Source organism: Streptomyces sp. NPDC102441, from assembly GCF_044765585.1.
Classification (GTDB): domain Bacteria; phylum Actinomycetota; class Actinomycetes; order Streptomycetales; family Streptomycetaceae; genus Streptomyces.
Genome location: NZ_JBIWKH010000009.1, coordinates 32,324 through 46,024 on the forward strand (window position 1 = coordinate 32,324; position 13,701 = coordinate 46,024).

At 72.6% G+C, this 13,701-nt stretch carries 12 protein-coding genes; 4 read left to right on the top strand and 8 right to left on the bottom strand.

Annotated features, from left to right (window positions below):
- Positions 1 to 46: 46 nt before the first annotated feature.
- A complete protein-coding gene (locus tag ACIREO_RS20605) occupies positions 47 to 709 on the bottom strand; it encodes a response regulator transcription factor (RefSeq protein WP_033300087.1) in 663 nt (220 codons plus the stop codon).
- A 219-nt stretch (positions 710 to 928) separates the two neighbouring features.
- Positions 929 to 1,588, bottom strand: a complete 660-nt coding sequence (locus tag ACIREO_RS20610; RefSeq protein ID WP_404112095.1) for a DUF3000 domain-containing protein — start codon at positions 1,586 to 1,588, stop codon at positions 929 to 931.
- A 92-nt stretch (positions 1,589 to 1,680) separates the two neighbouring features.
- On the opposite strand from ACIREO_RS20610, the gene hemE reads away from it, so the two are divergent.
- Positions 1,681 to 2,790 (top strand): uroporphyrinogen decarboxylase, encoded by a 1,110-nt coding sequence (hemE, locus tag ACIREO_RS20615; RefSeq protein ID WP_404112098.1) that lies wholly within the window; start codon positions 1,681 to 1,683, stop codon positions 2,788 to 2,790.
- On the opposite strand, the gene ACIREO_RS20620 is transcribed toward hemE, so the two are convergent.
- Both ACIREO_RS20620 and ACIREO_RS20625 read right to left on the bottom strand, forming a co-directional pair.
- The gene (locus tag ACIREO_RS20620) at positions 2,791 to 4,170 is read right to left on the bottom strand and encodes an FAD-dependent oxidoreductase (protein ID WP_404112101.1); all 1,380 of its coding nucleotides are present in this window, start codon (positions 4,168 to 4,170) and stop codon (positions 2,791 to 2,793) included.
- Between the two features lie 88 nt (positions 4,171 to 4,258).
- On the bottom strand, positions 4,259 to 5,200 hold the full coding sequence (locus ACIREO_RS20625; protein ID WP_404112103.1) for a DUF4349 domain-containing protein: 942 nt from the start codon (positions 5,198 to 5,200) through the stop codon (positions 4,259 to 4,261).
- Positions 5,201 to 5,327: 127 nt separating this feature from the next.
- Between ACIREO_RS20625 and hemG the strand changes: the two genes are divergently transcribed.
- Positions 5,328 to 6,815 (top strand): protoporphyrinogen oxidase, encoded by a 1,488-nt coding sequence (hemG, locus tag ACIREO_RS20630; RefSeq protein ID WP_404112106.1) that lies wholly within the window; start codon positions 5,328 to 5,330, stop codon positions 6,813 to 6,815.
- A 4-nt stretch (positions 6,816 to 6,819) separates the two neighbouring features.
- Complete coding sequence (hemQ, locus tag ACIREO_RS20635; RefSeq protein ID WP_404112109.1) at positions 6,820 to 7,533, top strand: hydrogen peroxide-dependent heme synthase; 714 nt, start codon at positions 6,820 to 6,822, stop codon at positions 7,531 to 7,533.
- Positions 7,534 to 7,813: 280 nt separating this feature from the next.
- Here the strand turns inward: hemQ and ACIREO_RS20640 are convergent, their stop codons facing one another.
- The 3 genes from ACIREO_RS20640 to ACIREO_RS20650 all read right to left on the bottom strand — a co-directional run bounded on the left by ACIREO_RS20640 (position 7,814) and on the right by ACIREO_RS20650 (position 11,013).
- Complete coding sequence (locus ACIREO_RS20640; protein WP_404112112.1) at positions 7,814 to 8,590, bottom strand: TIGR04222 domain-containing membrane protein; 777 nt, start codon at positions 8,588 to 8,590, stop codon at positions 7,814 to 7,816.
- A 118-nt stretch (positions 8,591 to 8,708) separates the two neighbouring features.
- Positions 8,709 to 9,713 carry a TIGR04222 domain-containing membrane protein gene (locus tag ACIREO_RS20645; RefSeq protein WP_404112114.1) on the bottom strand — a complete coding sequence of 335 codons (1,005 nt, stop codon included), beginning with the start codon at positions 9,711 to 9,713 and terminating at the stop codon, positions 8,709 to 8,711.
- A gap of 7 nt (positions 9,714 to 9,720) precedes the next feature.
- Positions 9,721 to 11,013, bottom strand: coding sequence for a DUF692 domain-containing protein (locus tag ACIREO_RS20650; RefSeq protein WP_404112117.1), 1,293 nt, complete (start codon positions 11,011 to 11,013; stop codon positions 9,721 to 9,723).
- A 338-nt stretch (positions 11,014 to 11,351) separates the two neighbouring features.
- Here ACIREO_RS20650 and ACIREO_RS20655 point away from each other — a divergent pair, with 338 nt between their 5' ends.
- Positions 11,352 to 12,704, top strand: a complete 1,353-nt coding sequence (locus ACIREO_RS20655) for a family 43 glycosylhydrolase (RefSeq protein ID WP_404112120.1) — start codon at positions 11,352 to 11,354, stop codon at positions 12,702 to 12,704.
- Between the two features lie 192 nt (positions 12,705 to 12,896).
- On the opposite strand, the gene ACIREO_RS20660 is transcribed toward ACIREO_RS20655, so the two are convergent.
- Complete coding sequence (locus ACIREO_RS20660) at positions 12,897 to 13,661, bottom strand: peptidyl-tRNA hydrolase (RefSeq protein WP_404112123.1); 765 nt, start codon at positions 13,659 to 13,661, stop codon at positions 12,897 to 12,899.
- Positions 13,662 to 13,701: the final 40 nt, after the last annotated feature.

Below are 13,701 nucleotides of genomic sequence, written 5' to 3' on the forward strand. Positions count from 1 at the left end.
GCGCAGGTGCCGGCGGGCGGGGTCTTTCGTTCGAGAGGCCCCAGGGTCAGTGGATGATGCCCGTGCGCAGGGCGACGGCGACCATTCCTGCGCGGTCTCCGGTGCCGAGCTTGCGGGCGATGCGGGCGAGGTGGCTCTTGACCGTGAGGGCGGAGAGGCCCATCGAGACGCCGATGGCCTTGTTGGACTGGCCTTCGGCGACCAGGCGGAGCACCTCCACCTCACGGCCGGAGAGTTCGCGGTAGCCGCCCGGGTGGCTCGGGGAACCGGGAGGCCTGCGGTGCATACGGGCGGCATTGGCGCCGATCGGGGCGACGCCGGGACGGGTGGGGTGGCCGATGTTGGTACGGGTGCCGGTGACGACATAGCCCTTCACGCCGCCCGCGAGGGCGTTGCGCACCGCGCCGATGTCATCGGCGGCGGAGAGGGCGAGGCCGTTCGGCCAGCCGGCGGCTCGGGTCTCGGACAGCAGGGTCAGCCCGGAACCGTCGGGCAGGTGGACGTCGGCAACGCAGATGTCGCGTGGGTTGCCGACGCGGGGGCGGGCCTCCGCGATGGACGACGCCTCGATGACGTCACGAACTCCGAGGGCCCACAGATGGCGGGTGACGGTGGAACGGACGCGCGGGTCGGCCACGACGACCATGGCCGTCGGCTTGTTCGGGCGGTAGGCGACCAGGCTTGCGGGCTGCTCGAGGAGAACGGACACCAGGCCTCCTGGGGAGTGGCGGGACGGGCCGGCTCGGGGGTGAAGCCGGGGCGAACCGTGCTTGAAGGGTCATTGACCTCTTCGGCAGCAGGGGGGTCCTCCTTTAGGGGAAGATCACGATTTAGTGAGTAACAATTCGGGCAAATAGGACGCGCGATCGATTGTACGAAAAGAGAGCCGGTCCACGTGCGACCGGCTCTCCCCGAAAATGACGCAGCGTTATGAGACCTGTGGCCCACGCCGCTGCGGCAGCGTCACCACCGCCGCGTCGGCCGTGCCCGACGGCGGCAGACCGGCGAGCTGGCAGAGCAGATCTCCCCAGGCGGCCAGGTGCGCCGCCGTGTCCGGCACCCCGCCGCGCCCCTCACGCGGCGTCCACGAGGCGCGGATCTCGATCTGCGTCGCTGGGCGGCGCGCGGACAGCGCGCCGAAGTAGTGCGAACCGGCCCGCGTCACCGTGCCGCCGGCCTCCCCGTACGAGAGCCCCCGGGCGTCCAGTGCCCCCGTGAGCCAGGACCAGCAGACCTCGGGCAGCAGCGGGTCGGCCGCCATCTCCGGTTCCAGTTCGGCCCGTACGAGCGTCACCAGCCGGAACGTGCCCTGCCAGGCGTCGTGTCCGGCCGGATCGTGCAGGAGGACCAGTCGGCCGTCGGCGAGATCGTCCTCGCCCTCCACGACGGCGGCCTCCAGGGCGTAAGCGTGCGGGGCGAGCCGCTTCGGCGGCCGTGTCGGCTCGACCTCCAGTTCGGGGCGCAGCCGGGCGGAACGCAGCGCGTCGACCGCCGACCGGAACGCGGGTGGGACGGAGTCGCCGTCCGCGCTCTCCTCGCTGTCAGTGCTATCGGAATGATCGGAAAATTGTCCCTGAGCCGGAGCCATGCGGGGAAGAGTAGGCGGAACCGGAGCGCCGTGCAGGGAGGGACACCCATGCGACGTCCGGCTCGTTGTCACTCCGTGCGAAGATTCTGTGCGTGAGTGCCAACGACCTTCCCCAAGAGCCCAGCTCCGTCCGATCAGGGGAGGGCCCGTCCTCGGGCCTGCGGACGACCCCCGCCACCCATGAATCGGCGTTCCTCAAGGCCTGCCGTCGTGAGTCCGTGCCTCATACCCCGGTCTGGTTCATGCGTCAGGCGGGGCGCTCGCTGCCCGAGTACCTGAAGGTGCGCGAAGGCATCCCGATGCTCGACTCCTGCACGATGCCGGAGCTCGTCGCCGAGATCACGATGCAGCCCGTCCGCCGCCACAAGGTCGACGCCGCGGTCTATTACAGCGACATCGTCGTCCCCCTCAAGGCGATCGGCATCGACCTCGACATCAAGCCCGGCGTCGGACCGGTGATCGCCGAGCCGATCCGCACCCGCGCCGACCTGGCCCGGCTGCGCGACCTCACCCCCGAGGACGTCTCGTACGTCACCGAGGCCATCGGCCTGCTCACCGCCGAGCTGGGGTCCACCCCGCTGATCGGTTTCGCGGGCGCACCGTTCACCCTCGCGAGCTACCTCGTGGAGGGCGGCCCGTCCCGCAACCACGAGCGCACCAAGGCCCTGATGTACGGCGACCCGGAGCTCTGGGCCGACCTGCTCGACCGGCTCGCGGAGATCACCGGCGCATTCCTGAAGGTCCAGATCGAGGCCGGCGCCTCGGCGGTCCAGCTCTTCGACTCCTGGGTGGGCGCCCTCGCCCCCGCCGACTACCGGCGCTCCGTGCTCCCCGCCTCCGCGAAGGTCTTCGATGCCGTCGCCCCGTACGGCGTCCCCCGTATCCACTTCGGCGTCGGCACCGGCGAACTGCTCGGCCTCATGGGGGAGGCCGGCGCGGACGTCGTCGGCGTCGACTGGCGGGTCCCGCTGGACGAGGCCGCGCGCCGCGTCGGACCCGGCAAGGTGCTCCAGGGCAACCTCGACCCGGCGGTGCTGTTCGCGCCGACCTCCGCGGTGGAGGCCAAGACCCAGGAGGTGCTGGACGCGGCCGCCGGCCTGGAGGGCCACATCTTCAACCTGGGCCACGGCGTGATGCCGAACATGGACCCGGACGCGCTCACGCGCCTGGTGGAGTACGTCCACCAGGCGACGGCGCGTTAGTCAGCTTCCCGCCGCCCGCACCGCCGACACGGCCTTGCGGGCGGCCACCAGGACCGGGTCCCACACCGGGGAGAACGGCGGGGCGTAGCCGAGGTCCAGGGCCGTCATGGCCTCCACCGTCATCCCGGCGGTGAGCGCCACCGCGGCGACGTCCACACGCTTCGCCGCCCCCTCACGGCCGACGATCTGCACGCCCAGCAGCCGGCCCGTCCGGTACTCCGCGAGCATCTTCACCGTCATCGGCTCCGCCCCCGGGTAGTAGCCGGCGCGGCCCGTCGACTCGATCGTCGCCGTGACGAAGCGGAGGCCGACCGCGCGGGCGTCCTTCTCCCGCAGCCCGGTCCTGGCGATCTCCAGGTCGCAGACCTTGCTCACCGCCGTACCCACCACGCCTGGGAACGTGCCGTAGCCGCCGCCGACGTTGGAACCGATGATCTGGCCGTGCTTGTTGGCATGGGTGCCGAGCGCGATGTGCCGGGTGCGGCCGGCGACGAGGTCCAGTACCTCGACGCAGTCCCCGCCGGCCCAGATGTCGTCCTGCCCAGTGACGCGCATCGACAGGTCCGTCAGGAGGCCGCCGTGCGGCCCCAGCGGCAGACCGGCCTCGCGGGCCAGCGCGGTCTCCGGCTCGACGCCGATGCCGAGCACGACGACGTCCGCGGGGTAGGTCTCCCCGTCCGTGACGACCTCCGTGACCCGGCCGTCCGGGCCGGTGCCGATCCGGGTGACCCCGGCACCGTTCACCGTGGTGATGCCCAGCCCGTCCATCGCGTCGTGGACCAGCTTTCCCATGTCCGGATCGAGCGTCGCCATCGGCTGCGCGCCGCGGTTGAGCACCGTCACCTCGAAGCCGCGCTTGAGCATCGCCTCGGCCATCTCGACGCCGATGTAGCCCGCGCCGACGACGACCGCGCGGCGCCCCGGAGCCCGGTCCAGCGATTCCAGGAGCGCCTCGCCGTCGCCCAGGGTCTGCACGCCGTGGACACCCGGAGCGTCGATCCCGGGCAGATCGGGTCGCACCGGCCGCGCGCCCGTGGCGATCACCAGCTTGTCGTAGCCCGTCCAGTACGTCTCGCCGCTGTCGCGGTCCAGTGCCCGTACCCGGTGCCCGGCGACGTCGATCTCCGTCACCTCGGTGCGGGTGCGCAGATCGATGGAACGGGCCCGGTGCTCCTCGGGCGTACGGGCGACGAGGGCGTCGGGCCCCTCGACGTCGCCGCTCACCCAGTACGGGATGCCGCAGGCGGAGTACGACGTGAAGTCACCGCGTTCGAAGGCGATGATGCTCATCGCGTCGGGCCCCCTGAGCCTGCGGGCCTGCGACGCGGCGGACATGCCCGCCGCGTCGCCTCCGACGACCACCAGTCGCTCCGCCGTCATGCCGGGTCCCTTCCGCCGCCGTATGCAGGGTCAGGGGCCCACGCTACGGGGCCTACGGCGCAGGCGGGGCCTCGGAGGTGTCCGCGGCCTACCGGGACCTCGTACGGCGTCGTGGCAGCCGGCCGCGCAGTAGCCGCCACAGGAGCGCCAGGACGCCCGCCGCGGCCAGGAACGGTGCCGTGGCACCGATCGCCACCGCGATCCACCGCAGCATCGTCACGAACGCGTCCCAGCCGCCGCGCAGCGCGTCGAGGAAGCCGGTGTCCTCCTCCCCGGGATCCTTCTCCCCCTCGTACGGTTCGCTGAGTTCGAGCGTGACCGTCGCGAGCGAGGTGCGGTCCTTCAACGACGCCTGCTGGGCCAGCAGGGACTCCAAGTCGGACTGCCGACTGCTCAGTTCGCCCTCCAGCGTCACCACGTCGGTGAGCTTCTCGGCCTTGTCCATCAGATCGCGGACCCGCGCGACGCTCGCCTTCTGGGTGGCGATGCGGCTCTCGACGTCGACGACCTGCCCGGTGACGTCCTTCGCGTTCGAGGTACGGGACAGCAGCTTCCCCGACCCGGCGAGTTCGCGCAGCACCTCGTCGTACCGGGCCTGGGGCACGCGCAGGACCAGGTGGGACGAGTCGTGGGCGTCGTCGACCCGCTCCGTGGCCTCGTCCGCGACGATCCCGCCGGCGGCCTCCGCCGCTTCCCGGGCCGCGGCGACCGCCTTCGGCACGCTCCTCACCTCGATGGTGAGGGTCGCCGTGCGGATGACGTGAACGGCGGCCGTGGACCCCGCCTCCGGCGCCGAGGACGGGCCGTCGGCAGCCTCGGCAGCCGCCTTCTCCCCACCGGTACCGGCCGCTGCGGGAGCCGCCGCCTTGTCGTCGGACGCCGGGTCGAGCCCCTGCCCTCCGCTGTCGGACGCACCGCACGCACCGGTGGCCAGGAGCACGACGAGCAGGGCGGCGGCCACCGGCGCGCGTGAGCGGCGGCGGCCGGGGCGAGTGGGTGGATGACTGTCCGTGTGTCGGTCGAAAGGCATGACGCGTCCCCCCAGGGCCGTTGTCGATGGTGCCGGTTCGACGTACGGGGCCCGTGTGCGGGTTTCCTGCCGGCGGTTTCGAAGCGGTCACGTTCGGGACTCGGGACGGGTTTGAGAGAGTGGACCCATGCAGCGTTCTTCTCAGCGCGACACCACACGCACGGGCCACGTCGTCGTCATCGGCGGCGGCATCGCCGGACTCGCCGCCGCTCACCGGCTGTTGGCCTCCGGCCTCCGGGTCACACTCCTGGAGGCGACCGAGCGGCTCGGCGGCAAGCTGATGACCGGCGAGATCGCGGGCACCCGGGTCGACCTCGGCGCCGAGTCGATGCTCGCGCGCCGGCCCGAAGGGGTCGAGCTGGCCACCGCGACCGGACTCGGCGGCCGGCTCCAGCCGCCCGCCACCGCCAGTGCCTCGGTCTGGACCCGCGACGCCCTGCGCCCCATGCCCAAGGGCCATGTGATGGGTGTGCCGGGTGATCCGTCGGCGCTCGGCGGCGTGCTCTCGCCCGAGGGCGTCGCCAGGATCGCCGAGGAACGCGACCTCACACCGACCGCCGTCGGTGACGACGTCGCGGTCGGCTCGTACGTCGCCGACCGGCTCGGCCGCGAGGTCGTCGACCGGCTCGTGGAGCCGCTGCTCGGGGGGGTGTACGCGGGAGACGCCTACCGGATCTCGATGCGCGCGGCCGTGCCCCAGCTCTTCGAGGCGGTGAAGGAGGGCGGTCCCCTCCTCGACGGCGTGCTCCGCATCCAGGAGAGGGCCGCCGCCCGGCAGCAAACCGGACCGGTCTTCCAGGGCATCGAGGGGGGCATCGGCACCCTGCCGGGCGCAGTGGCCGACGCCGTACGGGCCGGGGGTGCCGAGATCCTCACCGAGACCCCGGTGCTCGGCCTGACCCGGACGGGCGAGGGCTGGGACGTGCGCACCGACAGCCGGGTGATCGCCGCCGACGCCCTCGTCCTGGCCGCCCCCGCCTGGTCCGCGTCCACGCTGCTCGCCGCCGAGTGCCCGGCCGCCTCGGTCGAGCTCGCCGCCGTCGAGTACGCCTCGATGGCCCTGGTCACCATGGCCTTCCGGCGCTCCGACATCGAGGGCAACGAAGCGCTCCAGGGGCGCTCCGGTTTCCTCGTGCCGCCCGTCGACGGGCGCACGATCAAGGCCGCCACCTTCTCCAGCAACAAGTGGCAGTGGGTCGCCGACGCGGCCCCCGGCCTCTTCGTGCTCCGCACCTCCGTCGGCCGCTACGGCGAGGAGGAACACCTGCACCGTGAGGACTCCGAACTCGTCGCCGCCTCCCTGGGGGACCTCGCCACCGCGGCCGGACTGGCGGCCAGGCCGGTGGACACCGAGGTCACCCGGTGGATCGGCGGCCTGCCCCAGTACCCCGTGGGCCATCTCAGCCGGGTCGCCCGGATCCGCGACGCGGTCGCCAAGCTGCCCGGTCTGCGGTTGTGCGGAGCGGTGTACGACGGCGTCGGGATCCCGGCCTGTGTCGCCAGCGCCCACCGCGCCGCGGACGAGATCGTCCAGGACCTCACGGGCGCGGTCACCGGGGAGATCGACAACACGCCGCCCCGGGTTCGGGGCACCGGGAGCGAGGCGGGACAATAGCCGTATGAGCGCGCCAGAAAAGCTTCCGAACGCAGGCAAGAAGGCCAAGGACCTCAACGAGGTCATCCGCTACACCCTGTGGTCCGTCTTCAGGCTGAAGGACGTCCTTCCCGTGGACCGCGCCGGTTACGCCGACGAGGTCCAGGAGCTGTTCGACCAGCTCGGGGCCAAGGACGTCACGGTCCGCGGCACCTACGACGTGTCCGGGCTCCGGGCCGACGCCGATCTGATGATCTGGTGGCACGCCGAGACCTCCGAGGAGCTCCAGGAGGCGTACAACCTCTTCCGGCGCACGAAGCTGGGCCGCGCACTCGAGCCGGTCTGGTCGAACATGGCGCTGCACCGCCCCGCCGAGTTCAACAAGGCGCACGTGCCGGCCTTCCTGGCCGACGAGACCCCGCGCGACTACATCAGCGTGTACCCCTTCGTACGCAGCTACGACTGGTACCTGCTGCCCGACGAGGACCGCCGCCGTATGCTCTCGGACCACGGCAAGATGGCCCGTGGCTATCCCGACGTGCGCGCCAACACCGTTGCCTCCTTCTCGCTGGGAGACTACGAGTGGGTGCTCGCCTTCGAGGCCGACGAGCTGTACCGCATCGTCGACCTCATGCGTCATCTGCGGGCCTCCGAGGCGCGGCTGCACGTCCGGGAAGAGGTCCCGTTCTACACCGGGCGCAGGAGGTCCGTCGCAGAATTGGTGGCCGGACTCGCATAGCCAGCGTTTCCGGTCATCCCGACCCGGAAGATCAGTTGGCGGGCAACGGCGTGTGTGACGCCGCCCGTCGTTCCAGCGACACCGGGTCCGGTGCCGGGTGCACATCGGCCGGCCGCCGGCGAACTGTTGTGGCCCGCGGGGGAGTCAGCCATTCCTCTCCGCGGACCACCGCTCCTCGCCAGTCCGGCCGATGTGTCCCGCGCCGCACAACTGGACAGCACAGCAGCAGGGCCGCCCCCCGTCGTTCCGGGGGCGGCCCCGCTGCTTGTCCCGCACGTGGTCAGCCGCCGGCCCGTGCCCCGCTCAGCATGGCGGCCCTCAGGCCCGGGTCCTCCAGGGCTCCCACGCCCCGTACCGCCACCGCCGCCAGCAGATCGCGGTCCGCGCCGCGCACCGGTGCCGGCAGCGAGTCCAGCCAGCGCTGCCCCGACGGGGAGGCCCACGGGCTGTACGGGTGGGTCTCCACCCGCGCGATGACCATGCAGCCCAGCGTCAGCACGAGCGGCAGCCCGAACCAGGCCGCCACCGGGCCCGCGTAGCCCGTCCCCTGGCCGGGCATCAGCGCGGCGGCGGCCGCCAGGACCACCACCAGCACCGCCGCTCCCCGCACGCCCCGCACCGCCGACTCCAGGTCCGTCCTGGCCCCGTGGGGTACGGCGAGTCCCGCGATTACGAGACGGTCGGCGAGGGAGCGTACGGCGTCGGCCGCCGCCGCCGCGGCCCGTATGGGCGCTATCCGTGACTGCCCTTCCGGGCCGATCGCACGGATCACGGTGCGCTCGACCTCGTCCCGCCCCTCCGGGTCGACGACCGTCGCCCAGCCCGTGTGGGCGAGCAGCAGCCGGCGCCGCAGATGCATGGAGACCAGCGCCAGATCGGCCACCCGCTGCGGCCCGCCGGCCAGGAACGCCGTCTCGTACAGACTCAGTTCGGGGGAGGCGGGCGCCCGCGCCCCACCGGGCGGCCGCTGGGCCGCACCCGCGGTGACGAGGCACAGCCGGATGCAGGAGGCGACGGCCGCGCCCCACGCGACCACAAGAAGCAGGACCCAGAGCATGGCTGAGTTCTATGCGAAACCGGCAGGGGAGCGCCATGCCTTGTTCACGATATGGACCGGAGTCGGTCACGGGCGGTCAACGGGGGCTGAATCCGCATGCCTGCCGTCCCGCGCGCTCTCAGGAGCCGCCCCCGCAGCTGGACCCGCCCCCACAGCTGGAGCCACTGCTGCAGCTCGACCCGCCGCCGCAGCTGGAGCCGCTGCCGCCGCAGCTCGACCCCGAGCTGCACGAGGACCCGGAACCCGAGTCGCCGCCCCCGCCGCCGGATCCGCCGCAGCTCCCGCCGCCGGGGCTCGCCCCGGAGCACCACACCACCGGCACGAACGCGGCCGCCGTGGCGGAGGACGTCGAGGAGCGGCGCCCGGCGGGCCGTTGCCGGGCGGCGGCCACCAACTGTGCCTGGAACTCCGGGTCTGGGAGCGCGGACAGCCCCACGGTGGCCACCAGGTGGGCGGGGTCGGTCACCTGGGCGTTGGCCGCCCGGTGGCCGTCGGCGGCCCTGCGACCCGCCTCGGTGAGCCGCGCCCTGGCGGACGCGGCGGTGACCAGACCGACCACGGACCCGGCCACGATGGCGGGCAGCACCTTCACCACGAAGGGGAACGGCAGGTCCGCGTACGCGTCGAGCGCGGCGTACTGCACGATCGTCAGCACGATGGCGGCCGGGAACCCCACGATGCACCAGATACCCAGCGCGAGCCCCCAGGCGCGGCGGGTCCGGCTCTCACCGGGCGTGATCAGCAGCCCACGGGCCGCGAGTCCGTCGCCGATCTCCTGCACCGCGGGATGGCGCATCACCGCGTTCCGCAGGGTGTGCAGGGCTCCGCTCGGGGCGGCGGCCAGCTCCTGGAGCACGGCGCGCTCCACGGGGTCACGGGCCTCGTTCCGCAGGACCACGACGATGCCTGGGCCGCCGACGGCCAGCCGCCCGTCCGCGTGCATGCGGGTGAGAGCGGTGTCCACGACCCGGGCCGGGCCACCGCTGAGAAAGGCCGCCTCGGAGAGGTCGTGCACATACGCGGCGGAGTCGTCGCTCCGCAGTCGGGCGCGGCGCGTCGCGACGATCAGGAGCGTGCAGGCCACGGCCACGACCAGGGTCAGCAGAAGGGCGAGAGCGTTCATCGCAGGGTCACTTTCCGAGAAGGGCGGTACGGGCGGCGCGGACCACACGGGTCCCCCGGCGAGGTGGACGAGGGGCTGCGCGCTCCTGCCACCAGCGCGTCAGCCTCCGCCTCGCGGCGTCATCGGCGGGGCGGCCGTCGACGAGCAGCTGCTCGGCGAAGCCGAGTGCGTCGCGGCGGTAACCGGCGGACATGGGACGGTTCCTGGCGTAGGCGAGGAACGCCTTCCGGTAGCCGTCGCCGAGGATCTCGACCAGCTCCGGTGCGACCTTGGCGACGACGTCGGCCCGCTTGGCCGCCAGAGCGCGGCTCTGCACTCCGAGGCGCCGGGGGTCGAAGCCGTCCGGTGCCGGTGTGCCGGCCACGAGCGAGGAGAGCAGCGCGGCCTGCGCCACGGCCGTACGGTCGCGGGCTCCGGACGCGCGGACCGCCGGCTCCGGAGGCCGGGCGGGCCGCTGCCTGCGGGCCCTCGGAGCGGCGGCCGCCTCCGCCAGCGTGGAGCGGATCGCGGTCAGTTCACCCGCCAGCTCCTCGGCGGGCGGGAAGTCGTCGTCGCGCTCCAGCAGGACCCCCGGCGGGTCGACGCGGGAGCGGAGCTCGCTCAGTACGTCCAGGACGGGGCCTGTCACGGGGTGGGCGTGCGTGTCGTGCCAGACGCCGTCCTTCTCGACGCCGCCCGCCACATGGACGTACGCGATGGCCTCCACCGGCAGTTCGTCGAGTGCCGTCGCGGGGTCCTCGCCGCGGTTGACGTGGTTGGTGTGCAGATTGGCGACGTCGATCAGCAGCCGTACGCCGGTCCGCTCGACCAGCTCCGCGAGGAACTGCCCCTCGCTCATCTCCTCGCCGGGCCAGGAGATCAGGGCGGCGATGTTCTCCAGGGCCAGCGGGACGGGCAGCGAGTCCTGTGCGATCCGCACGTTCTCGCACAGCGCGTCCAGCGCGTCCCAGGTCCTGGGCACCGGCAGCAGATGGCCGGCTTCCAGCACCGGCGAAGCGGTGAGCGGCCCTCCGGCGCGTACGAACGCGATGTGCTCCGTCACCAGGGGCGTGCCCAGCAGTTCGGCCCGGGCGGCCAGACCCGCGAGGCGCCCGGGATCCGGGCGCTCGGCCCCGCCCAGGCCCAGCGAGACCCCGTGCGGGACGACCGTGACCCCGCGTTCCCGCAGGCGTACGAGGGACTCGGGGAGATGGCCGGTGCAGAGGTTCTCCGCTACGGCCTCGACCCAGTCGATCCCCGGCAGTGCCTCGACGGCGTCCGCGATCTCCGGCCGCCATCCGATCCCGATTCCCAGCTTCATGGTGTTCCCTCCCCGTTCTGTGCAGGGGTCATGGCCCCGCCAGCGGCCGGTGAACCCGGAAGGGGAGACGTTCAGAGCAGAATTTGAGGTTCCCGGACGGGGCCCCGGATATCCCGTTATTCGATCGTGATGCGTCTTACGGGTCCGTCGGCACCACATCGACCTGCGGAAACGCGGAGCACGGATATGCCGACGAGCCGGACACTCCGGATTAAACCGATGGTCTGTTGACGTAGATCAACAGACGTTCGCATGCTGATCGACATGCCATCCATGACCCCGGCGGTCCTCCCGGCCGGGGCGCGGCCGCCTGGGCGAACGAAGGGGACGTGACTGCTATGACCAGCACCGAGAACAGGCCGCATCTCGGCCGGCGGTCCCTGCTGGCCCGCGCCGCCGGCGTGGGGGCGGCCGCACTGCCCGTGGCCGCCGTGTCGGCGGCGCAGGCCTCGCCCGCCCCGGTTCCGAACCCTCCCGCTCCGGCCGCGAAACGGCGGTACCCGGCGAACTGGCCCGACCCGGAGCCCTACGGACTCGCGGACACCCGGCAGGACCTGTGGCCACGGGAGGACAACTCCTTCGTCCTCCCGCTGGAGCTGCGCCCCCGTGACAAGGAGCGCGGAGTGGTGTGGATGCGGGACACCTACGTCAACTGCTTCGTCGTCGACGGCCGTCCGCTGTACGTCGCCACGGGCACCACACGCGTGCCCGGCCTCGAAGCGGCCGGCCCGTGGAACGACGGCATCTTCGTCTGGACGGCCCGCTCCCTCAAGGGCCCCTGGAAGCTGGCCGACACGAGGGGGATCAGGCCCGGTGCGGAGAAGGGCAAGGTGTGGTCGCCCGAGTTCACCGGCGAGAACCGGCCCGGGCGCACGGTCGTCGCTCCGTGGCAGGAGTACTGGTACGACGAGGAGTTCGGCAAGCGCGGCCAGGCGTGGGCCCCGGAGCTGCACCGCTTCCGCGGGAAGTGGTACATCGTCGCGTGCATGGGGGACCACTCCGAGAAGGTGGGCTCGTTCATGCTGGTGAGCGAGGGCGGGGTCGAGGGCCCGTACCGGCTCGTCGAGGGCAACCTGGAGAAGCCGTTCGGCGACCCGGTCGCCGGGGGCCCGGCCTTCATCGAGCCCGGTGCCTACCACCACATCGACGGCAGCCTCTACAGCGAGGGCGACGACGCCTGGCTCGTGCTGCACAACAACCTGTACGCGAAGTTCCGCGACGACATGGAGGACATCGTCCCGGCGACGGGCCTCCCCCCGTTCCGGCAGACCCCCTACACGCCCGAGCCGTATCTCGAAGGCGCGTACGTGTTCAAGTACGGGGGGAGGTACTTCCTCCTGCACGCCGCCTGGGACCGGACGTCGGTCGAGGCCGACGGCACCGCGCGCCAGGCCTACGACCCGGGTGGCACCGGACGGGTGCAGTACCAGTACGACGCGGTCGCCGCCGTGTCGGACACCTTCGAGGGCCCGTACTCCGAGCGCTGGACCGTCGGGGTCGGCGCCGGCCACAACAACTTCTTCGAGGATTCCGAAGGCGGTCTGTGGGCGACGTTCTTCCGCAACCCGAACTTCGGCCACTGGTCCAACCCGTCGCGCCTCGCCGACGCCGCCGTGCCCGGTGTCGTGCGGGTGGAATGGACCGGCCCGAAGGGCAACCGCCTCTACGTCCGCCGTCAGGACCGTGACTGAGGGGCCTCACGGCTGAGGCAGCGGAGCCATCGTCGGTGGCACCGGGCGGGAGATGAACGACGGACACCTTGCCGTGCGAGACACGCAGGATGTCGGCGAACTTCTGCTCGTACTCCTGGCCTACGTATATCGGCGCGGGGATGTTCAGCCGGGCGGGGATGGTGGCGCCACCAGCCACCAGCCCCCGGCAGCTCAGCGGCGCAGGGCCGGGTGGTCGGCGACGACCGTGCAGGACCCCGGGGCGACCTCGGTGAATCCGGCGTCCCGCACCACCGGCAGCCCGCTCGCGGTGAGTTCGCGCCAGCGCGCTGTGTCCGGGGTGGCGACGGAGAGCGGGAACCCGGCTTCGCGCCACGCCTTGCGCTCCGTGTCCGACAGCTCCCACCAGGCGAGCTGGGCGCCGTGCCCGGCCTGCGCCATGGCCTTGCCGGCGGACATCGGGACGTCCGGGTTCATCCACAGCACGGGACCGGCCGGATCGGGCGCTGCCGGCGCCTCCGGGTCGTCCAGGTCGGTGCCCGAGACCTGGAGCTTGGCCAGCTCCTTGGGCCAGCCGTCCAGGGGGACCGGCGGAAACACCCGGACCTCCGCGTGCTCGCCCGTGACCGTGATCCCGGGCAGCGCGGACGCCTTGCGCCACTCCGCGCCGCGCGCCCGCCGCACCACCTTGCGGATCCGGGCGTCCTGCCAGTCGCGGACGGCCTGCGCCCACTCGCCCTCGGCGCCGCCCTCGTCCTCGCCGAGCGAGCGTGGGTCCGAGAGGATCGTGAGCACCGCGCGGGCCGCGGTCACCAGGGCGTCGTTGCGCGCCGGCGGGTCGGTCTTCTCCAGGCGCACCACCAGGGGCAGGACGAACTGCGGGGCCTCGTCACGGGCCGTCGGCTCCGTGCGGAACGGGCTGTCGGCGGGGGCCTCCGGCGCTGCGGGAAGGGGCTCAGGAATGCTGTCGCTGCTCACGCGTCCAGTCTGCCAGGCCCCTCCGACAACGTGTTCTTGG

What these genes read in the sequence shown, in the direction of transcription:
- ACIREO_RS20610 (WP_404112095.1), bottom strand. Translation starts at nt 1,588, where the DNA reads ATGGCTCCGGCTCAGGGACAATTTTCCGATCATTCCGATAGCACTGAC.
- ACIREO_RS20645 (WP_404112114.1), bottom strand. Translation starts at nt 9,713, where the DNA reads ATGAACGCTCTCGCCCTTCTGCTGACCCTGGTCGTGGCCGTGGCCTGC.
- hemQ (WP_404112109.1), top strand. Translation starts at nt 6,820, where the DNA reads ATGAGCGCGCCAGAAAAGCTTCCGAACGCAGGCAAGAAGGCCAAGGAC.
- ACIREO_RS20650 (WP_404112117.1), bottom strand. Translation starts at nt 11,013, where the DNA reads ATGAAGCTGGGAATCGGGATCGGATGGCGGCCGGAGATCGCGGACGCC.
- hemG (WP_404112106.1), top strand. Translation starts at nt 5,328, where the DNA reads ATGCAGCGTTCTTCTCAGCGCGACACCACACGCACGGGCCACGTCGTC.
- ACIREO_RS20620 (WP_404112101.1), bottom strand. Translation starts at nt 4,170, where the DNA reads ATGACGGCGGAGCGACTGGTGGTCGTCGGAGGCGACGCGGCGGGCATG.
- ACIREO_RS20655 (WP_404112120.1), top strand. Translation starts at nt 11,352, where the DNA reads ATGACCAGCACCGAGAACAGGCCGCATCTCGGCCGGCGGTCCCTGCTG.
- ACIREO_RS20625 (WP_404112103.1), bottom strand. Translation starts at nt 5,200, where the DNA reads ATGCCTTTCGACCGACACACGGACAGTCATCCACCCACTCGCCCCGGC.
- ACIREO_RS20640 (WP_404112112.1), bottom strand. Translation starts at nt 8,590, where the DNA reads ATGCTCTGGGTCCTGCTTCTTGTGGTCGCGTGGGGCGCGGCCGTCGCC.